Origin of the sequence: Marinicella sediminis (genome assembly GCF_002000055.1) — a bacterium.
In the GTDB taxonomy this organism is placed as follows: domain Bacteria; phylum Pseudomonadota; class Gammaproteobacteria; order Xanthomonadales; family Marinicellaceae; genus Marinicella; species Marinicella sediminis.
On the sequence record NZ_MVBD01000003.1, the window covers coordinates 90,730 to 111,367 of the forward strand.

Here is a 20,638-nt window from a genome sequence, read left to right on the forward strand (position 1 = left end):
TGGTGTTACTGGTGTTGATCCTTCAGCAAAGCCAGGCGTTTGTTTGAGGCGGCCACCCTGGGATGGTTTTCGCCAAAAGTTTCAATCAATGCCGGGTTCGAATAAGCCAGTAACTCGGCAGCCTGGTCATATTCTTTGAGTGCAATTTTGATGGCTGCGTGGGCATCGGCCATGATCACACACAGCGGGTGTTTGAGGGTCAATTGTTGCTCACAACGGGGACGGTGTTGACGGTACACCTCATCGGCCTGCTGGTATTTTTCCTGTTTGTGATAAATGACGGCCATATTGTGAGGAATGTTGATGGTGTTCATGTTGTCCTTTGAGTCAGAATTCAAAAATAAATCCTGGGTTTCGGCATACAAGGCCAGTGCTTCATCCCATTTTCCCACATTATCCAAAGCGCCACCGCGGATGTTCCTCAGGGTCAGGGTATACTGATGCATGGGACCAACATGTTCAATCATCAATGGCAACAATTCAGCGGTCATTTCATCGGCTTTATCAAAAGCCCCGGCATACATGTGTGCAGTGGCCTGATTGATCCTTGCCAGCAGAGTAGACAAACTGTGGGGGCCGTAATTGGTGGTCATGCCTTCAACCAATTGCTGATACATCGCCAGGGCTTCATCCAATCGGTTCAGTTGTCTCAGGGTCAATGCTTGTTCCTGCAGTAAATCGAGGGTGATCGGATGGTTGCTGCCGTATTGTTTTTCAGCCTGGTTCAACAACCGCTCAAAGATACTCAAGGCCTGTTCCAGTTCCCCGAGATCGCGGTGAATGTAACCGAGGTTTTTATCCACGTCCATTCGTTCCTGGAACGATAAATCGGCTTGTTTTTGTAATTGCTGCAGTACCGCAAGGGCCTCATCGGTTTGACTGTTGATTGACAGGTAGGTGGCTTTTTCAAATAGAATCCGGTTATTGAACCGTTGTTTTTCCACGCTGTTCAGTGGCGCAGACTGAAGTTCAACTGACAGCTGATCAATGGCTTCCTGCAAAGCACTGAATTCGCTGTTACTGGTCAGACTGCTGAGTTGCCGGGTGGCCAGTTCAAAATACAGATCGTTGGTATCAGTCAATCGCTCCAGGCCTTTGTTGTATTGGCTGATGGCTGAGGGGTACAGCTCAATGGCATCAAACACATTGCCCAACACCAGACGAATCTGTGCTTCCACATCGGCTTCTTCAGCAAGGTCCTGAGCAACGCTGTACTGGGCCCCTTCAATGACCTGTTTAACCGTGATGCGTTCACCCAGGTTATGGGTGGGGTCGGCATTCACAAACAAGTCGTTGATGAACCTGACCACCTGTCTGTTGGACTCGGCTTTTTGGTCGGCCAGGGCTCGTGCCTGTTGTTCTTTGAGGGCAAATGACACGGCGAAAACCAGTCCTGTGACCAAGCCGATGAAGGCCAGTGCAGCACCGGTCATCAGGGCTTTGTGTTTGCGAGCCGCCAGTTTCAACCAATACCATTGTGACAATTGTTGTGAGCGAATTGGTTCGCCTTTTAACCAGGCTTGCAGATCTGTGGCAAAACCCAAAGCGGTCTGGAAGCGCTGGTCGGGCTTTTTCTCGATGGCATGATGTATCACCGCCGCCAGCGATGGATCTATGCCTGGCAGACAACGGGTGATCTTTTTGGGTGGTTCGTTGAGGATCACATTAATGGCAGAAAAAAACCGGCTGGCATCCACCTGATAAGGCAGTTGTCCACAGATCAGTTCATACAGGACCACACCGGCGGCATAAATGTCGCTGCGTGAGTCCAGGTCACCACCAGCGGTGATCTGTTCAGGACTCATATAGGCCAGGGTTCCCACGATTTCCCCGGTCTGGGTAAGCTGTGTCATGGCCCTGGTGGCATCGGCATCCAGGGTGGCAATGCCAAAATCCAGCAGTTTGGCCACACCATGAGCATCGACGATGATGTTTTCGGGTTTGATGTCGCGATGAATGACACTTTTCTGGTGTGCATACTGGATTGCCTGAAGGATGGGCAGAAACAATTCAACCCGCTGCCCGGCGGGTAAAGCTTGTTCTGTCACATACACATCAATGGTCTGACCGGCGATGTACTCCAGTACCAGGTAAGGCAGGCAGCCTTGAGCGGTGTTGTATTCACCCACGTCAATGACCTTGGCGATGTGTGGATGGTCCAGCCGGGCAAGCAACCTGGCCTCGTGCTTGAAACGGGTGATTTGCTCATTGGTTAACCAGATATTAGGGGTTTTGATGGCCACAGCCTGGCCCTGTTTATTGTGCGCGTGCCACACACTGCCATTGGCCCCTGAGCCAATCATGCGACTGATCTGGTAGCCCGGAATGTCTGGCAGTATTTGTTGATGAGGTGTTTCTGCAGCTTGCTGATCTATCATTTCAAGCCAGTGTGTATGGTCTGGGAACTGATTTTTAAAAGCTGCCACCAGGGCGGCTTTTTCGTGATCTGCGGCTGCAGCAATGGTGTTGAGTTGGGCAAAGGCTTGTTGGTTGTTCTGATTATTGTCTGGCATGGGTTAAAATATGCTGATGCTTATTTCTGTAAAGGACTTCCCGGGTATATTGTTGACGGTCTTATTGGCCCTGGTGGCCCTGTGGCTTGCCAAATATGTTAGCTTAAGCGTAACCCTGATTGCAATCATTCTGGGTTTCGTGATCGGTAATCTGTGGCGTTTACCCGAAGGACTCCGGGATGGCGTCAGCTGGACTGAATGTCATGTGTTATCAATGGCAGTGGCTTTACTTGGTGCGCAACTCAATGTGCTGGTACTTGCTCAGTTAAGTGGTTTTTCAGCTTTGCTGGTTACCGGTGGTTTGTTGGTGACTTTTGTGGTCACCTGGCTGTTGGCCAAGCCATTGGGTGTAGACCGTTCCACCGCAAGTTTACTGGCCAGCGGACAAGGTATTTGTGGAACCGCAGCGGTAATGGCCAGTCAGAAAGTGGTTCAGGCACCAGCTGCCCAGGCGGCACTGGTGGTGGCCTGGGTAAATTTTCTTGGATTCGCTGGCATTTTTCTGTTGCCAGCATTGCTCGGAGGATGGTTCAACGGAAATGACCAGCTGGCAGGGCACCTGATCGGCAACACCTTACAATCCATGGGTCATGTGGTGGCTGCTGGTTTTACCCTGAGTGACGACACCGGTCAGCTGGCTGTGCTGATCAAAATGGGCCGTATACTGATGTTGATTCCGGTGCTGTTGCTGTTGATTTTCTGGCAATCGAGGGTGATCACAGCCAATGTACAGGAACCGGTTGAACAGCCTTCATATTGGCGGTTGGTGCCATGGTTTATCTGGGTATTTTTGTTGCTCACTTTGGCCTCATCAATGGGCTGGTTAGGCGCTCAGGTGCAGGCGGTCACTGAACAGCTCAGCGACTTCCTGTTCGTCATGGCAATGGTGGCCATAGGTCTGGGTATTCGGCTGAAAACGATTGGCGCCAATGGAGCGCCGCTGATGTTACTGGGTGGGGTGGTTTTTGTGGTGCAGATTGCCTTCAGTCTGATGTTATTGGTTTATCTGCAATGACTGGCCCACCTGTAAAGACACCTTTTGTTGTTTGATTCTGGGGATGGCGTTCATCCCAAATACCGCCTTACCCTGGTGAGCAAATTGTGATTTCAGGGTCTTCAGCACCTCACTGCCTGTTTGCACGCCACTGCTTTGTTCCACCCCGGTCATTACACACCGTCCACAAGGTTTTACCAGGTCCAGCGTCAGGTCAGCTTGGCTCAATTGAAGCCAGTTGTTTTCTGCCCAGGCTGCTGCTTCAGTACGAAGCACCACATTGGGACGGAACCGACTCATGTTGACTGCAGTTGAAAGTTGTTGGTTCAATGTGTGCAGGGAAGCTTCATGGGTGACCAAAATGGGATAACCGTCAGCAAATGCCACCTGTTCTGCAGCCTGGGCATAATCCGGATCGATCAAGCGCTGGCTGTATTGCCCAAAGCGAACCAATCTGACATCATTTTGCAGGTATTGACTGAGCCATTGATTGACCTCTGCATCACTGAGACTGGCTAACAAATGGTCATTCCATACCTGGACTTTGGTGGCCTCAGATGAGTCATTGGGCACTTCGATGGCTGACATGCCTGGTGCATTGAGCAACAATGTGCCACCATTCAGTTGGGGTTGAATCAAAGCCATCGAAGGGTGTTTTCTCTGGCTCATAAACAAACCATTGGAATCTACCAGCATCCATTGCCGGTCGGCACTCAATCCCAGTGAGGTGACCTCAGCCTGCTCATGGCTCAGGGCACCGCAGGACTTAATCGGATAACTGAGCAGTTGAGTGATTTCAGCTTGCATAACGGGTGGGGTCAGCAATTCCGGCCTGGGCAAAGCCCTCCCGGCGATAATGACATGAATCACATTGCCCGCAGGCTGCACCATGCTGATCGGCGTTGTAACAGCTGATGGTCAGGCTGTAATCAAAGCCCAGCGCATGGCCCAATTCGATGATCTGGGCTTTGTTTAAATCAATCAAAGGGGTGATGATTTTCAATCTCTGGCCTTCAACGCCGGCTTTGGTGGCCAGGTTAGCCATGTGTTCAAAAGACGCAATGTACTCGGCTCGGCAATCCGGGTAACCCGAATAGTCAACCGCGGTAACGCCAATAAAAATGGCCTCGGCACCCACCACTTCAGCATAAGCCAGTGCAGTGGACAGAAAAATGGTGTTTCTGGCTGGCACATAGGTCACCGGAATGTCTGCTGCTTCGGCATCATAATCGGGGACTTCGATGTCGGGGTCTGTCAGTGCTGAACCACCGATGGCTGTGAGGTTGATGCGCACCACTTTGTGTGGATGGTCAGAGAGCACTTCGGCGATGTTTTTCGATGCCCGTAGTTCAGCCCGGTGGCGCTGTCCATAGTCGATTGATAAAGTGTAACAGTCGTAGCCATGATCTTTGGCCACCGCCAGACAGGTCGATGAGTCAAGACCGCCTGAGAGTAACACCACACATTTTTTATTCATGAAACTGGCCTCCTCAAGTTCCCGGGGTATCGCCCCACAGGTGTTTGTGCAATTGAATTTGAAAGCGCACCGGTAGCTGATCCCTGAGGATCCAGTCCGCCAATACCTTGGGTGGCAACACATCAGCCACTGGTGACATCAGTACCTGGCATTGCTGAGCCAGATGATGCTCATTGATGATGTCTCTGGCCCATTGGTAGTCCACCTCATCGGCGATCACGAATTTAACCTGGTCATGACCGGTCAGCAGGGCCAGGTTGGTATACAGGTTTTTATTGACTTCACCAGAACCAGGGGCTTTCAGGTCAACCACTTTGTGGACCGCGGGATTGACGTCGGCCACACTGATGGAACCAGCGGTTTCCAGGCTCACTGTGTAGCCGGCAGCAACCAGTTCATCCATCAATGGCAGTACCCTTTTTTGAGCCAGTGGTTCGCCTCCAGTGACACACACATAGGGCGTGTTGTGTTTTTTTACCTCATTGATGATTTCATCAAAATCCATCCACTGTCCGCCAAAAAAAGCATATTCGGTGTCACACCAAGTGCAGCGCAATGGACAACCGGTCAGGCGTACAAAAACTGTGGGCAGACCCACAAAGTGACTTTCACCCTGCAGCGAATGGAAGATCTCAAAGATCTTCAGCTGTCGGTCGCGGTTGGTTTTCATTTGATCTTGCCTTCCCGGCGCAGCAAGTTGAGGCGGTTCTGAGCCAGCCGGGCCACCGATTCATTGGGAAAAGAGCGCACCACTTTATTCAATGCCGCTTCGGCCTGTTGGAAATCTTCCAGTTCATGGTAGGTATAACCAATCTTCAACAGCGCATCAGACAGCTTGCTGCTCAGTGGGAAATTCTGTTCCAGGGATTGAAAAGCAGCCAGTGCCAGGGGGTAGTTGCGGGTCACATAATAACTTTCACCCAACCAGTAATATGAGTTATCGGTCAATTGATGGTCAGGGTATTGCTGGATAAAATCTTCGAATAAACGGGCTGATTCATTGAAACGCCCGGCTTTGAGCTGGCTAAATGCCGCCTGGTATTGTTGTTCAACCGCCGGGTCTGTGGCATCACTGGTGGCACTGACAGTTGATTGGTTCAGACTGTTGGTTGATAAACTGGCATCCACCGATTCACGCACCAGCGATTCATCCAGTTTCACCGCCTGTGTTTGAGCTCCGGCAGTTGCTTGCGTGTCATCAATGGCACTGTCTACCACCAGCTCATTATTGCTGTTGGGGGTTTGGGCCAGGGACGTTTTTTCCAATTCCGCCAGGCGGCTGTCAACATCTACATAAAGTACTTTTTGTCGTTCTTTGAGTTCATTGATCTGAAAATTTTGTTCTTCGATGGTGCCTTGCAGTTGTGAAACCTGTTGTTGTAATTGTTGTATTTGCAGTACCAAATCGCCCACATTGGCAGCAGATCCGGTTTGTTGTTCCAGTTTTTGCAGGCGGTCCTGAATGGACATTTTCTGTGCCGTTGCAGTGCAACTGATGAGGGTGAGCAAGCTGATCCAGGTGATGTGTTTCATGATGACCTCCGGTATTGATTGGCTGTTTTTATAAGCAAAAAACCCGACCTAAGCCGGGTTTTAGACCTTCAAACGAAGTGAAAGTTTATTGTGCGGCGGTATATACAATCACCGCGCGACGGTTTTGAGACCAGCACGACTCGCTGCTGCAAGTGGCTTCAGGTCGTTCTTCACCATAGCTGACAACATTGATTTGATTGGCGTTGGCGCCTTGTGCTTTGAGCAGATTGGCCACAGCATTGCCACGTTTTTCGCCCAATGCCAGGTTGTATTCGCGTGAACCGCGCTCGTCAGCGTGTCCTTCCAGGGTCATGCGGGCGCCTGGGTTTTCACTCAGGTAACGGGCGTGCAGGGCCAGCATTTCGCGGAATTCTGAACGTATGGTGGCCATATCGTAATCGAAATAAACCACACGTTGTGACAGCAGGCTTTCAGAATTGGTCAGGTCAGCTGGGTTGCAGCAAATGGGACCATTGTCAACCGGAGTTGTGTCAACCACGGGGGTTTGGTTGTTGTTGCTGGTGTCATCCATGTCTGGTTTGGTGTCTTCCTTTTTACAGGCAGTCATCGCCAGGGCGAAGATCAATACGGCAGCTAATTTTGTTATTTTGTTCATAGTCACTCCAAGGCGTTTTTGTGAAATATCATTCAACGTTGTAGTTTACAACAATTACCTGATAAATAAATAAATTTTTGGGGTTAAATCCAAACCCCCGAAATTTAACCCCGATCTGCATGAAATTACCGTGATGTGGGACTTGTTTTATCTGAAAATATTCAAACAAACGTTTGAAAAATCACCTTAATGCGGTCTAAAATAATGCAAGGTAGCCCAAAATCAACAATCAAAAGAGTGATCGGCGACCTGAATAATTATACATATAACAACAAAAGAGGTGAGTAATATGAAATCAAAATGTGGGGTACTTCTGTGCCTGCTGATGTCGTCTGCCTTGGCCTTGGCCAATACCGGCGTGGCTTTTGTCCACGGTACCGGAAAGCAGACCAACGCCGCCAGTGATTACTGGCAATGGGATAACATCAACTCCATCCGGCAAGGGTTGCCTGATCAAAGCAACTACACTGTGATCAATTGTGATTTTGAGCAGTACATGTGGGATTCACGGGCGGCTGGTTGTCTGGCCGGTCAGTTGACCAGTTTCATCAACAACAAAAACATCACCGATCTGGTGGTCATCACCCATTCAAATGGGGGAAATGTGATGCGCTGGATCATGTCTAATCCAACTTATGACAGTCGCTACCCGAACATCATCAGCAAAATCCGTTGGGTCAATGCCCTTGCACCATCATCCAAAGGCACACCACTGGCCAATGCAGTGATGCAGGGTAATGTGTTTGAGGCCGCTCTGGGGTGGTTATTGGGGTATCAGAGTGATGCGGTGAGGATGCAACAAACCTCATGGATGGATTTTTACAATGGCAATTATTTGCTGGGTACCTCAGGCCGTCCGGCTTTACCCAAGGGTTTCTGGAATGTGGTGGGAACCGATGTGGAAACGTCGATTTTTGATGGTGATTCCTACTGTGGTGGTTATCATTTGAATCTGGGTCTGGAAATCACTCAGGCCTGGCTGAACTCATGTTCGGATGGATTTCTGGAATGTTCGTCTCAATCAGGAGCCGGGCAGGTATGGTTTTATGACACCAGCCGCATGCGCGGTAGTGAACCATTGAGCCACAACCAAAGCCGTCGCAAATGCTTCGGTCTGGACACCATTTTACGCAACGACCTTTGAACCGGAGTTTACAGATGAAAAATCATACATGTCATGTCTCAGCCATGTTGTTGCTGAGTTTAACGGCATCTGCTGAATTGCGCTGGCTGGAAACCCCGGCAGCCCATGAGCTGATGAGCCACACAGAAAAAACCACTTTAATTAATAAGTCTCAGGATCCTGTGGTGTTCAACCAATCCTTACTGGGTGAGGACATGCCGACCTATCGGAACCAGGGTCATCAGGCCGAATCGAAAGAATACTGGCTGGATGTCAATGCCGGTGAACTGGCCAAAGGTGTAGAACTTCCGGTGACCGCAGATTTGGCTGTGATCAGGATCAGTCCGCTGGCTGGCAATGCCCAACAAAAAAGCATTGCGCCCGGTCAGGTTCAATTGTCACAACTTGGCAAAGCAGTGGCGGCTGAGGTCTTCGTCACCGGCGAACAACTCAAAGCAACGGGTATGCCGGCCAGCGACCAGACCGTCGCCCTCAAAGTGCCGGTTATTCCGGGGCTGTTGAACCTGAAGATGTCCGGTCTTGGCCAATCAGCTGGTTATGTGATCCATGTGCTGGAACCGCACAGTGAGCAGGTGATGACCCTGAGCACCAGCCACAAGGCATTCGCCAGTGGTCAGGATGTGGTGGTCCGAGCCAGCCTCAGTGGTACGCAAAAAAATCAACCCATGCAGATTCAGGGTTACATCACCCAGCCCAACGGTGAGCCCGTGGCCAACCTCAACTTCAAGGCCGATCAAAGCGGACAGTACCAGGCAGTGGTCAGTGGATTACAAGGCCAGTCACTGGCCAATGGGCTGTGGGAGATTCACAGTGTCAGTGAAGCCATGATCAAAGGCCAGAAGGTGTTGCGTGATGTCTCAACGGCGTTCGCCGTCAACTTGCCCAGCGCCCGGTTCAATGGTGAACTGAAGATGGATCAACAGCTCATCAGGCTGGGTATCGATAACGCCATGCCAGCCCGTTACGGCATCAGCGCAGTGCTTGCCGGGTACAACAGCGCCGGGGAGAAACAACCCATCGCGCTGCTTATGTCAGCTCAGTGGCTGGATGCCGGTAAGGCGTCATTGGCATTCGAATGGCCAGCAGATTTAGTCAGTGAATCCGGCTTGCAGGGGCCATTTGTGGTGGAACAGCTGTCGCTGAAAAATCAGAGCGTTTTGGCGCCGGTACAGACAGTAGCTGCTGGTTTTGTGGTGGCTGACCTGACGAAGGAATTAAAGGATATGCGCTGAACCAACTGCAGACCCCCGGCCTCATTAAACATGGGGTTGGGGGTCAGCTTTTGACTTCTATAGGCCCCTGATTCCGGGGCTTTTTACCTTTCACACCGCTAAAAAAAGCACGGATGATTTTCATGTCTTCCTGAATGTCGCCAGTGGGCATGAACGTGTTGCCCAGCCGGACTGTTTTGTTGCCAAAATCCAGGGTGCCCATGGCGATGGGTACACCGGCTTTGTGGGCGATGTGATAAAAGCCTGATTTCCAGTGTTCCAGATAAGAACGGGTGCCTTCAGGAGACATGGCCAGAATCAGTTCATCACGCTCATTGAAAGCCTGAACCATCTGATCAACCATGTTCAGGCGTTTTTTGCGGTACACCGGTATTCCCCCCAAAGCGCGGAACAACCAGCCAAACGGAGAGTCGAATAAGGCTCCTTTGCCCAGATAGTTCAGCTTGATTTTTTCGGAAAACTTCACCATCAAACCCAGGGGGAAGTCCCAGTTACTGGTATGGGGTGCGGCAATCAGAATGTATTTTTTGTCATCTGGCAGTTCATTGATGACTTTCCAGCCAAATAATTTCAGGATGAATCGGGAAATCCAGGACATGATCACTCCACAAAGGGTTCGCTGTTAGAAGCCACCATGGTGAGGATGTCATATGCGGCCACCACTTCACCATCCTGATTGCTGGCCTGCAAATCCCAACGCACTTCACCATAACCTTTCCCACGGCGATATGATTTTTGTTTACAGGTCAGTTGGATGGTGATCACATCGCCCGGATAGACCGGCTCAGTGAAGCGCAGATCATCCAGCCCATAATTGGCCAGTACCGGACCTTCATCCGGATATACAAACAAACCGGCTGCCATGGAGACCAAAAAATAGCCATGAGCCACCCGTCCATCGAAAAACGGGTTGCGGGCAGCAGCGTCTTCATCCATATGAGCATAGAAATGATCACCGGAAAGATCAGCGAACTGTTCAATGTCAGCCAGGGTGATTTCCCGGGCTGCGGTGGTAATTGATTGTCCCACCAGCAATTCTTCGTAGTGCAACTTGAACGGATGTTTCGGAGGTGCAATGGTTTTTGCTTTGGGCATGTATTTTTCAGTGAGCCGGGTCAGTGTGGTGGGCGAGCCCTGAATCGCAGTGCGTTGCATGTAGTGTTTGACGCCACGGATGCCACCCATTTCTTCGCCACCACCAGCGCGGCCCGGGCCACCATGAATCAGGTGTGGTAACGGTGAGCCATGACCTGAAGATTCTTTGGCAGAATCCCGATTGATCAACACCATCCGGCCGTGAAAACAGGCGGTTTGGTTGACCAATTCACAAACTGCATCATCATCCTGACCAAATATGGAACCCACCAGGGAGCCCTGGCCCAGGTTGGCCAGTTGAGCGGCCTCATCCAGTGACCGGTAAGGCATCAGTGTGGAAACAGGCCCAAAGGCTTCGATGTCATGCGCGCTGTGATCAGTCAGTGGTTGTTGATTGAGCAGCAAAACCGGTGAGATGAATGCGCCGTTTTCATCATCGCCATTGACCACGGCTACCTGATCGGGGTCGCCATAAATCAGTTCACAACTGTGCCTGAGTTCAGCCACCCGGCCGCGCACTTCCTGTTGTTGTGATTTGCTGGCCAGGGCGCCCATGTTGACTGCCGGGTCAGCCGGGTCGCCGATCACCTGTTCCCTGAGCCTGGCACTGATTGCTTCAGCCACTGCATCGGTCAGCTCATGGGGCACAATGGCGCGTCTGATGGCAGTACATTTCTGACCGCATTTGATGGTCATTTCCTTGACCACCTCATTCACATATAGATCGAATTCAGGTGTGTCAGGTCTGGCATCAGGGGTCAGGATGGAACAGTTCAAAGAGTCGGCTTCCATGGTAAAGCGCACCGCTTTTTCCGTGATGTTGGGTCTGGACTTGAGGTAAATGCCGGTACTGGCAGAACCGGTAAAAGCCACCACGTCCTGACAATCCAGCTGATCCAGTAAATCACCGGTTGAGCCACAAATTAATTGTACCGATCCGGCTGGCAGGATGCCTGATTCAATCATGGCCTGAAACATCAGTTCGGTCAGATAAGCGGTGTCTGATGCGGGTTTTACAATGGCAGGTACACCAGCCAGCAGGGTGGGTGCCAGTTTTTCCAGCATGCCCCAGCAGGGAAAGTTAAACGCATTGATGTGGACCGCCACACCCTGCAATGAAGTACAGATGTGCTGACCGAGGAAACTACCATGTTTGGAAATGTGTTCTGGCGGGCCATCCAGCATGATGTGATGATCAGGCATTTCCCGACGGCCTTTACCAGAATAAACAAACAGGGTGCCAATACCGCCATCAATGTCAATCCAGGAGTCCAGTTTAGTGGCTCCGGTTGCGGTGGATAATTCATAAAAGCTTTTTTTGCGATCCAGCAGATACAAAGCCAGTTCTTTGAGCATCAATGCCCGTTCATGAAAAGTCATTTTGGCCAGTGCCGGGCTGCCAACAGATTTGGCGTAATCCAGCATGGCTGAAAAATTCAGCCCCTGACTGGAAATATGAGCAATGGGTTGACCATTGATGGCGTGGTAACAGGTTTTAAAGCCATCAGTGGCGGTGTGCCATTGTCCTTGTGCGTAAGATTTCAAAGTATTCATGTGATTTGTTGTTGGGTTATGCTTTGGGTGAAAGTAGCCACTGGACGGTGACCTGAGTCACCAGATCCTGGTCCTGGTCGAAAATATCTGCCCTGACATGATGAACGGTTTTGGGCTCCGTCACGGCAGGGATGTCTGCGTTTGCCACCGCCCGTAACTGGCCTCTGGCCTTTTTCAGGTATTCGGTGTTTATGTGGGTCACAATACCACGAATGTGTGGCGGTAAACCGGTCATCATGGCCAAACCGCCGGCCAGTTCACCCAGATTGGACAACGCCAGGGCGTGCACACAATTGAGGTGATTGGTGTTTGAGCGACGGTACTTGAGTATGACTTCACAGTGGCCTGGTTTCAGTTCCCGGACATCAGCTTTGATGCTGCCTGTGTATGGCACTTTTCTGGCAATGATCTTTTTGAACAGCCATTTTCCGAGGGGTTTGTTGTGCAGTTTTTGCCAGACAGATAACAATCGATGCCCGGCAGAATCTAAGTTTTTAGTCATGTCGAAATTATAACATGTGTTCGCTGAACCCGGGTTTGGATAAATCTGTGGCTGCAGCACAGCAGTTTTTTCAGACCAGCGGTAAACAACCTAATGGGTCACCCTGTCAGCTCACTGGTTCTCCCACTTGAATTGCGTTATGATATTAGCCAAAAAAACACAACGGAATCATCAATCAGACGACATCAATTGACCCATAAACTGTCATATTTCAAGATCAGCCATGGCTTCAGAACCGCCTTGTTCTGTTGTTTGTTGTTGTGTACACACGCGGCCCTGAGTACCTTGGGTAATGATCGCTATGTCAACATCACCAATTATGATGTATATGACGGGCTGGCCGGTAACAAGGTCACGCAGATCGCTCAGGATGAATTGGGCTACCTGTGGTTTGGTACGCACAGCGGGTTGAACCGTTTTGACAGCCAGCAGTTCAGCCAGTTTCGCAAAGACACCCTCGATGCCAGTGCATTACCAGCCAATGAAATCACCTTGTTTCATGTGGTGGGTGAAGAAATGTGGATCAGCCTGAATGAGGTAGGCCTGGCCCGTTTTGACATGCAGAGTCAACGGTTTGAACGAATTCCGGAAACCCCGGGGAACTCAGCTGGCATAGAACATTCAGTGGTGTTTGCCATCACCAGTGATGCCGATGACAATGTCTGGATTTTTCAGTTTGACCACGGTATTTCAGTCTATGAGCGTCAGACAGGGCAATTCACCCACTACACCCCGGAGCACACCGATTGGCTGACATCTGTGCGCTTTTTTGATGCCAAAACAGACGCCAAAGGGCACATCTGGGTGGCCACCCTGGAAGGTCAGGTGCTACAAATCAACCCGGCAGACAGAACCGCACGCGCCCATTTGATCGAGTCAGGTGAAGACCCCAAATCTGCAAGAATGTATGCCCTGAGCCTGACGGATGATCAGCAAGTCTATGCTGCAGGCTATCAGGGGGTTTATCGCTTTGATCAGCAACAGGACCGTTTTCAGCCGTTGATTACTGCGCAGAACATGGCCGAGCTCATGGGAGAACCGGTGACGGTGCGCAGTTTGACAGCTGATTCAGCAGGTAATCTATGGCTGGCAACCCGCAAAGGGCTGGTGTTGTTGAAAGACAATCAACTGACCCACATTCGCTTTATGCAAAAAGGTCGACCGGAACAGCGACAGTTTCACATCAGAATGGTGTTTGAAGATCACGAAAATAACATCTGGCTGGCCACCGATGCCAACGGTGTGATTAAACTCAATGAAGGCTGGGATCAATTCAACATTTACATGCCCTTTCAAAACCTCGACAGCAGCAACCACGCGATCAACATCACCATGGTTGACCATGGCACCCTGGATGACACATTGTGGATCATCAACGAAGCAGAACAGACCTTGCTGGTCTATCGTTATCAACGGGGTCAGTTTGTCCTCAGTCGCAGCTATGGAGAAGCCGATGGTTTGCCAATGCAGGTGTTGACCATCTATCAGGATCAGGCATATCGATTGTGGCTGAGCTCTGAAACCGGCTTGTATTATTTTGATCAGGCGACACAGCGGTTTGTCTTGCTTGAGACACCGTTGATTCAGGGTGGTGTGACCGAGGTATTTGAGATAGGCAGAAAGCTGTATTTCACTGTATTTGGGGAGCAGCAGTTGTATGAGATTGATCCGATCGGACTCACCGTCAGTCAGTCAGACCAGCAGCTGATGAATGAAATCACATCCAAATCGGTGACAGATCAGCAGGGTCAGGTTTGGCTGGTGGGTAATCAAGGCCTGGAACGTTTCAATCAGAACCTTGCTCAGTGGCAGTCTCTGTTACAAACGGATGAAAGCATCAGTGACATCTGGTTGAGTGAAGCCGGTGATGATTTGTGGTTGGTAGACAATGGCAAGTTGATGAATTTCTCAGTGACAGACGGACAATTGCTGGCCAGAGACACGGCCCAGCTGAATGCCATCATTTCCAGGTATTTGGTACACACCATTCAGCTTCGGGATGATGAATTATGGCTGGGATCAGACAATGGCCTGATCGTCATTGACCGGCAAACCAACTCCGTTATTGAGCAATTGTCGGTGGACAACAACCTGCCCAGTAATGTGCTGCAAAACATCCATCGCCTGTATGACAACAGTTTGCTGATGGTTACTTCATCCGGACTGGCACATTTCAAAACAGTGATTCAAAAGCAGGTGAAGCCAAGTCCCAGGCTGTTACTCAGTGAAGTTTTACATAATGGCAACACCATCAGTGAATTGGCTGAGTTTGCCTATAATTACGGCAGCCTGACCATTCGGTATCAATTGTTGTCATTCACAGCCCCGCAGTTTCATCAATACCAGTACCGCCTGCACACCGAAGGTGAGTGGCTGGCAGCCAACCAGGAAACCCAACAGTCCTTTCATCAATTGTCTCCTGGCAGTTACCGGTTCGAGGTCAGAGGACGGGTCAGTGACAGTCAATGGTCAGATCCCATGGGTTATGATTTTGAGGTCTTGCCTCCGCCCTGGAAAAGTCAATTGGCATACCTGATTTATCTGCTGACAGGAGTCGTTTTGTTGGCCATGGTGTTGTTCTTGATCCGAAAACGTTGGCAGTACACTGCGCGGATTGTGCAGGCCAAACAAAAACAGGCTTTTGCAGAGCATCAGTTGTCGATCACCACTTCGCTGGTTTCGTCACTGGAAACCGAACAGTTGCTGGAAAAAATCAAGATCCAGATTGGTGGCCAGGTGAAAGCCGATCAGGTTGAACTGTGTTATTGGAACAGTCAGAACAATTATCAGTTATTCAGTGATGCAGAACTGACCACAGCCGAGAAAAATAAGTTAGGAGCCAGGGCGCTTGAAATGTTCAGCAATCATTTGGGCCATTTGACTGAAAAGACTGCACAAGGAATGAGTTTGTGGGTCCTGTTTGGTCAGTCTGAAGATCGCCTGGGTCTGGTGCAATTGCATCGGCATCAGGGCGCATTCAATCGGTCTGACATCACGCTGGCGAAAGCCTATGCCACGCAATCATCACTGGCACTGGAAAATGCCAGGCTGTTTGAAGAGGTCAATCATCTGGCTGAACAAGCCAATGCCTCCAACCAGGCAAAAAGTGATTTTCTGGCCCAGGTCTCACATGAAGTGCGCACACCCATGAACGGCATACTGGGCATGAATGAATTGTTACTGACCACTCAATTGGATGAAGAGCAGCGTTTGTATGCATCTGCAGTCGCAGAGTCAGGTGAACACTTATTACACATCATCAACGACATCCTTGATTTATCCAAAATTGAAGCTGGTGAGTTGGTTCTGGAAAAGCGGCCTGTGGAATTAACCACGCTGCTGGATGAAGTGGTCAAAGCTTTTGTTTCAGCCAGTAAAAGTAAACAAATCATGTTCTGGACCCAGGTAGATCCGCAGCTGGCCACCCATCGTGAAGCTGATTCAGTGCGGCTCAAACAAATCCTCATGAACCTGTTGAGCAATGCATTTAAATTCACCGCTTCAGGCAATGTCAGTCTGCAGCTGGAAGCTGGAGAAGACCCTGAGGTAATGGTGATCACTGTTGCTGACACTGGAATTGGCATCGAACAGCAAATGATAGATCATTTGTTTGAGCCTTTTACACAGGCAGACAGTTCCATCACCCGGAAATTTGGCGGTACGGGTCTGGGACTGAGCATAGTTAAACAGCTGACTGAACGCATGGGCGGACACATTGAGGTCAGCAGTGAGGTTGGTCAGGGTACCCGGATCAGTTGTCATGTGCCATTGCCGGTCATTGAGCAGGAAGGTGGGAAATCCAAAGACCGTCATCAGGCGTTGGTGGTTGGGTACCATCAAGGTGTGTATCAGGCACTCAGGGATCATTTGGCCATTTGCCGGGTTGAAGTCACCGAAGATGCCGGGGAAAACTGGGATGTGTTGCTGGTGATTGATGACGATGGGGTTGATCACAGGGAACTGATAGCCAGCGCTAATCGCAATTTAATTCCGGTCTATGTGTTCAAGCCGGTATACCGTCAGGAGGTGAGACAGACTGGTACGTTCCGGGTGCTGGATGTGCCTTTTACGTTTGATACCATTGGCCAATTGTTCAAGACCGGTTCAGACGACTTGTATGGCCTGGTAAAACCACACACAAACACCACTCAGTTACACTTGCTGGTGGTTGAGGACAACCCAATCAATCAACAGCTGCTTTTGGAACTGCTGGAAAAGGAGGGCCATCTGGTGGATATATTCGATGATGCCAACCATGCTTTGGCTGGGATCAACAATGTCCGCTATGATCTGATGCTGGTGGATTATCATTTGCCGGATTTGACCGGCATCGAGTTCATCAAGGCCTGTCGTCAGCAAGGCATTGATGCCAGAGCGGTTATCATGACTGCTGATCTGTCCGACAGTCTGCAACAGATGTGTGTTGAAAATGGCATAGAAGACATGATCACCAAGCCGTTTAAGATGGCCGAGTTAAAGGCCATCACAGAACGTGATCAGACTGATTGTGATGATTGATCAGGCTTGTTTTTACTGTTCAGTTTGCCATTGATCTCATTCAGCGCTTCGTTCATTTTTTTCACCAGTAAGTCCTTCTTTTCCGGATCGATGTATTTCGACTCAAAGGCCGTCTGGGTTTTGATCAACAGGTCGTCAAAATTTTTACCCTGGTATTTGAGTGGTGCCATTTCATCTTTGCGGGCATCATCAAACAAACCAATCCAACGCTCAGACAGTTTACCGTAACTCAACAGTCGATAGACATACCGGCCTGGTCGCTCTGAGTGTTTGATCAGGCCAAAAATGGCCGCAAATAAACACAAGGGCATCAAAGCCAGGTCACGCAGGCCATCAACAATCAGTTTCAGCTGCAGCACGATGGTGTCGCGCACCACTTCAGTTCTTGAGTTTGGATCTTCGGTTTCTTGCATGGCAGTAAGGAGCGTAAAGAGTAACAATGATTATAAATCAGAACAGCCTCATTTGAGAATAGGCCTTAGGTCATCATCACTGGTATCTTGCTTGCTTTGTTTGACCTTTGTTAGGTGTGGGTTTGCAGCAATGGTATGGAGCGCTGGCTGCACCTTGCGGAAGCGGCTTGGTATGCTAATCACCCGCCATTCATCATTGATTAATTCAATGGACAATTGACTTCATACGGTGACTCCGCCTGTAATGCGTCAAACCGCCATGACTGCTTATTCTGCCTCACCGGGGCAACGGGTCGAGCTGATCATCAACTCTCCATGTCTGAGTCAGTCAGATGTTGATCAGTCCTTGGTCAGCGATTTTAAAAACACCTCAACTGCGGCTTCGAAAAAGGTTTTCTCGGCAGTACCAAAGCGGTTTTTAACCGGGCTGTCGACATCCAGAACACCATTGATCTGCTCAGTGTAAAACGGCACCACAATTTCTGATTCAGAAGCTGCATCACAAGCGACGTGACCGGCAAAGGCATGCACATCGTCGACCACTTCGGTGGCCTGGTTGGCAAAAGCGGTGCCACATACGCCCTGGCCGATTTGCAGGCGGGTACAAGCCGGCTGGCCATGGAACGGGCCCAGCACCAGTTCTTCACCCTGCTGATAATAAAAGCCCAGCCAATTGACCTGTTCCAGATTGTGGTACAAAAATGAAGACAGGTTGGCGGCATTGGCCTGCAGGTCGTGTTCTACAGACAACAGGGCTTCCAGTTGTTTCAACAGCAAAGGATAAGATTCGCTCATGTGCTTCAGTTCAACGGTAAAAAAACCAAAATGGGGATGAGACCGGGCAATTCAAGCCCAATACACAACCCCATTGAATGTCTGTTTGAGGGATGATGGCGGATCGGAGGATACCTGGGACGCCATCATGCTGTATCAGATTATTTATTGTGCGCTTTCATCATGTCTCTGATTTCCATCAGCAGCTTTTCTTCATTGGAAGGCTCTGGAGGCGCAGCCGGCGCTTCTTCTTCTTTTTTCTTCAGGTTATTCATGACTTTGACCACCATAAACACCGCAAAGGCCACAATCAGGAAGTCTATTGTCACCTGGACAAAAGCCCCCCATTGCAGGGTCACTGCTTCAGTGGTTTCAGTGGCTTCTTTGAGTACCAGCGCCAGGTCTGAAAAATCAACACCACCAATCAACAAGCCCAAAGGTGGCATCAGTACGCCATTGACGAAAGCAGAAACTATCTTGCCAAATGCCGCGCCGATGATGATACCCACTGCCATGTCCATTACATTGCCTTTGACGGCAAACTTCTTGAATTCCGACATCATACCCATGTCATTCTCCTCTAATGTTATAAAAGTAGAATAATTGTAAATTGAATCAGGCAGTTAGGGGAATTTTTTTGTGAACCAATGTAAAAAGGCCAGTGGGATCACCCACTGGCCCTCTTCATTCACATGACATGTGTTTAATTATAATGAGTAGTACATATCAAATTCAGCAGGGTGCGTGCTCATGCGGATGCGATCCACTTCAGCTTGTTTCAGCTCGATGAAGCCATCGATCACGTCATCAGTGAATACGCCGCCGGCTTTCAGGAAATCACGGTCATTGTCCAGTGCTTCCAGGGCCTGATCCAGTGAATGACAGACCGTTGGAATGCTCTTGGCTTCTTCAGGTGGCAGGTCATACAGGTCTTTGTCCATGGCTGAGCCCGGATCAATTTTGTTCTTGATACCGTCAAGTCCAGCCATCATCATGGCGGCAAACATCAGGTATGGGTTACCCATTGGGTCGCCAAAACGGACTTCGATGCGGCGCGCTTTGGGGTTGTTAACAAAAGGAATCCGAATGGAAGCGGAACGGTTTCTGGCAGAATAGGCCAGCATGACCGGAGCTTCAAAGCCTGGCACCAAACGTTTGTAAGAGTTGGTGGATGAATTGGCGAAGGCATTCAGAGCGCGGGCGTGTTTGAATATGCCGCCGATGTAATGCAGCGCAGTTTCAGACAGACCGCCATAGCCGTCACCCATAAACAGGTTTTCACCTGATTTACTCAGTGACTGATGCACATGCATTCCACTGCCGTTGTCACCAACCACTGGTTTGGGCATAAAAGTCGCGGTGTAGCCATAATCGTGGGCCACATTATGCACCGCATATTTCATCATCAATACTTCATCGGCTTTCTTCACCAGGGTATTGAATCTGGCTCCAATTTCACATTGTCCGGCGGTACCCACTTCGTGGTGATGTACTTCAATTTCCAGACCCATGCCTTCCATCACTTTACACATCGCCGAACGCAGGTCATTCAAGGAATCAACTGGAGGAACCGGGAAGTAACCCCCTTTGACACGTGGTCGGTGACCGGCATTTTCAGTGGCATCAGAACCTGATTCCCAGGCACCTTCCTGGGAATAAATTTCATATCGGCAATCATTGGCATCGGTTTTCCAGCTGACACCATCAAACACAAAAAACTCTGGCTCAGGACCAAAAAATGCGGTGTCTGCCACACCAGATTGTTGCAGAAAAGCTTCGGCACGTTTGGCGATGGATCTTGGATCACGTTCATAACCCTGCATGGTGTTCGGTTCGAGGATGTCACAACGGATCACCAAAGTGGGGTATTGACTGAATGGATCGATGAAAGCCGTGTCTGGTTCCGGCATCAGGATCATGTCAGATTCATTGATGCCTTTCCAGCCAGCAATCGAAGAACCATCGAACATTTTACCTTCTTCAAACAGGTCCTCATTGACCTGTGAAACCGGCAGGGTCACGTGATGTTCTTTGCCGGCGGTGTCACAAAAACGCAAATCAACGAAGTCGATGTTCTCGTCTTTGATTAAATCTAAAATCTTATCACTCATGAAAAATCCTGTGTCTGTGTTTGGTTGCGCGTATTTTATGAATGATGGCAGCCAAAAAACATACGCAATTCTGCGTGATTGCAATCGCCAAGCCATTATTCTCAGTATTTTGGTCCTGCCAGTGAGGGCAGTCAATCCGATCATCCAGGGGCTTTTTTATGG

General features: G+C 49.8%; 17 protein-coding genes. 4 read left to right on the forward strand and 13 right to left on the reverse strand.

All coding sequences use genetic code 11. The annotated features are described in order from the left end of the window. Positions 1 to 5: 5 nt before the first annotated feature. Positions 6 to 2,513, reverse strand: coding sequence for a serine/threonine-protein kinase (locus B0475_RS05210; RefSeq protein WP_077410708.1), 2,508 nt, complete (start codon positions 2,511 to 2,513; stop codon positions 6 to 8). A 16-nt stretch (positions 2,514 to 2,529) separates the two neighbouring features. Here B0475_RS05210 and B0475_RS05215 point away from each other — a divergent pair, with 16 nt between their 5' ends. After that, positions 2,530 to 3,528, forward strand: coding sequence for a YeiH family protein (locus B0475_RS05215; protein WP_157892724.1), 999 nt, complete (start codon positions 2,530 to 2,532; stop codon positions 3,526 to 3,528). Here the strand turns inward: B0475_RS05215 and B0475_RS05220 are convergent. From B0475_RS05220 to pal, 5 genes are all read right to left on the reverse strand, one after another. After that, positions 3,508 to 4,314: an MOSC domain-containing protein gene (locus tag B0475_RS05220; RefSeq protein WP_198538131.1), complete on the reverse strand. Its 807-nt coding sequence runs from the start codon at positions 4,312 to 4,314 to the stop codon at positions 3,508 to 3,510. The genes B0475_RS05215 and B0475_RS05220 overlap by 21 nt on opposite strands. Further along, positions 4,304 to 4,984, reverse strand: coding sequence for a 7-cyano-7-deazaguanine synthase QueC (gene queC, locus B0475_RS05225; protein WP_077410711.1), 681 nt, complete (start codon positions 4,982 to 4,984; stop codon positions 4,304 to 4,306). Before queC ends, B0475_RS05220 begins: the two co-directional genes overlap by 11 nt. Before the next feature lie 13 nt (positions 4,985 to 4,997). Beyond that, the gene (gene queE, locus B0475_RS05230; RefSeq protein ID WP_077410712.1) at positions 4,998 to 5,654 is read right to left on the reverse strand and encodes a 7-carboxy-7-deazaguanine synthase QueE; all 657 of its coding nucleotides are present in this window, start codon (positions 5,652 to 5,654) and stop codon (positions 4,998 to 5,000) included. After that, entirely contained in the window at positions 5,651 to 6,517 is an 867-nt protein-coding gene (gene ybgF, locus B0475_RS05235; RefSeq protein WP_077410713.1) for a tol-pal system protein YbgF, read from the reverse strand. The genes queE and ybgF overlap by 4 nt, the downstream gene beginning before the upstream one ends. Before the next feature lie 85 nt (positions 6,518 to 6,602). Next, positions 6,603 to 7,133 carry a peptidoglycan-associated lipoprotein Pal gene (gene pal, locus B0475_RS05240; protein ID WP_077410714.1) on the reverse strand — a complete coding sequence of 177 codons (531 nt, stop codon included), beginning with the start codon at positions 7,131 to 7,133 and terminating at the stop codon, positions 6,603 to 6,605. Between the two features lie 289 nt (positions 7,134 to 7,422). Between pal and B0475_RS05245 the strand changes: the two genes are divergently transcribed. Both B0475_RS05245 and B0475_RS05250 read left to right on the forward strand, forming a co-directional pair. Next, positions 7,423 to 8,277, forward strand: coding sequence for a hypothetical protein (locus B0475_RS05245; RefSeq protein ID WP_077410715.1), 855 nt, complete (start codon positions 7,423 to 7,425; stop codon positions 8,275 to 8,277). 14 nt (positions 8,278 to 8,291) lie between these two features. Then, on the forward strand, positions 8,292 to 9,509 hold the full coding sequence (locus B0475_RS05250) for a DUF4785 domain-containing protein (RefSeq protein WP_157892725.1): 1,218 nt from the start codon (positions 8,292 to 8,294) through the stop codon (positions 9,507 to 9,509). 43 nt (positions 9,510 to 9,552) lie between these two features. Here B0475_RS05250 and B0475_RS05255 read toward each other — a convergent pair whose 3' ends face one another. From B0475_RS05255 to B0475_RS05265, 3 genes are read right to left on the reverse strand one after another with little or no spacing between them, the layout of a single operon-like run. After that, positions 9,553 to 10,107 carry a lysophospholipid acyltransferase family protein gene (locus B0475_RS05255; protein WP_077410717.1) on the reverse strand — a complete coding sequence of 185 codons (555 nt, stop codon included), beginning with the start codon at positions 10,105 to 10,107 and terminating at the stop codon, positions 9,553 to 9,555. A gap of 2 nt (positions 10,108 to 10,109) precedes the next feature. Beyond that, entirely contained in the window at positions 10,110 to 12,158 is a 2,049-nt protein-coding gene (gene paaZ, locus B0475_RS05260) for a phenylacetic acid degradation bifunctional protein PaaZ (protein WP_077410718.1), read from the reverse strand. A gap of 16 nt (positions 12,159 to 12,174) precedes the next feature. Further along, positions 12,175 to 12,660 (reverse strand): DUF4442 domain-containing protein, encoded by a 486-nt coding sequence (locus tag B0475_RS05265; protein ID WP_157892726.1) that lies wholly within the window; start codon positions 12,658 to 12,660, stop codon positions 12,175 to 12,177. 189 nt (positions 12,661 to 12,849) lie between these two features. On the opposite strand from B0475_RS05265, the gene B0475_RS05270 reads away from it, so the two are divergent. Beyond that, positions 12,850 to 17,178 carry an ATP-binding protein gene (locus B0475_RS05270; RefSeq protein ID WP_198538132.1) on the forward strand — a complete coding sequence of 1,443 codons (4,329 nt, stop codon included), beginning with the start codon at positions 12,850 to 12,852 and terminating at the stop codon, positions 17,176 to 17,178. On the opposite strand, the gene B0475_RS05275 is transcribed toward B0475_RS05270, so the two are convergent. From B0475_RS05275 to glnA, 4 genes are all read right to left on the reverse strand, one after another. Beyond that, positions 17,157 to 17,591: a hypothetical protein gene (locus B0475_RS05275; protein ID WP_077410721.1), complete on the reverse strand. Its 435-nt coding sequence runs from the start codon at positions 17,589 to 17,591 to the stop codon at positions 17,157 to 17,159. The two genes, B0475_RS05270 and B0475_RS05275, sit on opposite strands and share 22 nt — an antisense overlap. 339 nt (positions 17,592 to 17,930) lie before the next feature. Then, entirely contained in the window at positions 17,931 to 18,386 is a 456-nt protein-coding gene (locus B0475_RS05280; RefSeq protein ID WP_077410722.1) for a GAF domain-containing protein, read from the reverse strand. 140 nt (positions 18,387 to 18,526) lie between these two features. Then, entirely contained in the window at positions 18,527 to 18,934 is a 408-nt protein-coding gene (gene mscL / locus B0475_RS05285) for a large-conductance mechanosensitive channel protein MscL (protein WP_077410723.1), read from the reverse strand. Between the two features lie 138 nt (positions 18,935 to 19,072). Next, entirely contained in the window at positions 19,073 to 20,476 is a 1,404-nt protein-coding gene (glnA, locus tag B0475_RS05290) for a type I glutamate--ammonia ligase (RefSeq protein ID WP_077410724.1), read from the reverse strand. Positions 20,477 to 20,638: the final 162 nt, after the last annotated feature.

Excerpts from the sequence above, each read along its gene's own strand:
- B0475_RS05210 (WP_077410708.1), bottom strand. The coding sequence starts at position 2,513 with ATGCCAGACAATAATCAGAACAACCAACAAGCCTTTGCCCAACTCAAC.
- B0475_RS05215 (WP_157892724.1), top strand. The coding sequence starts at position 2,530 with ATGCTTATTTCTGTAAAGGACTTCCCGGGTATATTGTTGACGGTCTTA.
- B0475_RS05220 (WP_198538131.1), bottom strand. The coding sequence starts at position 4,314 with ATGCAAGCTGAAATCACTCAACTGCTCAGTTATCCGATTAAGTCCTGC.
- queC (WP_077410711.1), bottom strand. The coding sequence starts at position 4,984 with ATGAATAAAAAATGTGTGGTGTTACTCTCAGGCGGTCTTGACTCATCG.
- queE (WP_077410712.1), bottom strand. The coding sequence starts at position 5,654 with ATGAAAACCAACCGCGACCGACAGCTGAAGATCTTTGAGATCTTCCAT.
- ybgF (WP_077410713.1), bottom strand. The coding sequence starts at position 6,517 with ATGAAACACATCACCTGGATCAGCTTGCTCACCCTCATCAGTTGCACT.
- pal (WP_077410714.1), bottom strand. The coding sequence starts at position 7,133 with ATGAACAAAATAACAAAATTAGCTGCCGTATTGATCTTCGCCCTGGCG.
- B0475_RS05245 (WP_077410715.1), top strand. The coding sequence starts at position 7,423 with ATGAAATCAAAATGTGGGGTACTTCTGTGCCTGCTGATGTCGTCTGCC.
- B0475_RS05250 (WP_157892725.1), top strand. The coding sequence starts at position 8,292 with ATGAAAAATCATACATGTCATGTCTCAGCCATGTTGTTGCTGAGTTTA.
- B0475_RS05255 (WP_077410717.1), bottom strand. The coding sequence starts at position 10,107 with ATGTCCTGGATTTCCCGATTCATCCTGAAATTATTTGGCTGGAAAGTC.
- paaZ (WP_077410718.1), bottom strand. The coding sequence starts at position 12,158 with ATGAATACTTTGAAATCTTACGCACAAGGACAATGGCACACCGCCACT.
- B0475_RS05265 (WP_157892726.1), bottom strand. The coding sequence starts at position 12,660 with ATGACTAAAAACTTAGATTCTGCCGGGCATCGATTGTTATCTGTCTGG.
- B0475_RS05275 (WP_077410721.1), bottom strand. The coding sequence starts at position 17,591 with ATGCAAGAAACCGAAGATCCAAACTCAAGAACTGAAGTGGTGCGCGAC.
- B0475_RS05280 (WP_077410722.1), bottom strand. The coding sequence starts at position 18,386 with ATGAGCGAATCTTATCCTTTGCTGTTGAAACAACTGGAAGCCCTGTTG.
- mscL (WP_077410723.1), bottom strand. The coding sequence starts at position 18,934 with ATGGGTATGATGTCGGAATTCAAGAAGTTTGCCGTCAAAGGCAATGTA.
- glnA (WP_077410724.1), bottom strand. The coding sequence starts at position 20,476 with ATGAGTGATAAGATTTTAGATTTAATCAAAGACGAGAACATCGACTTC.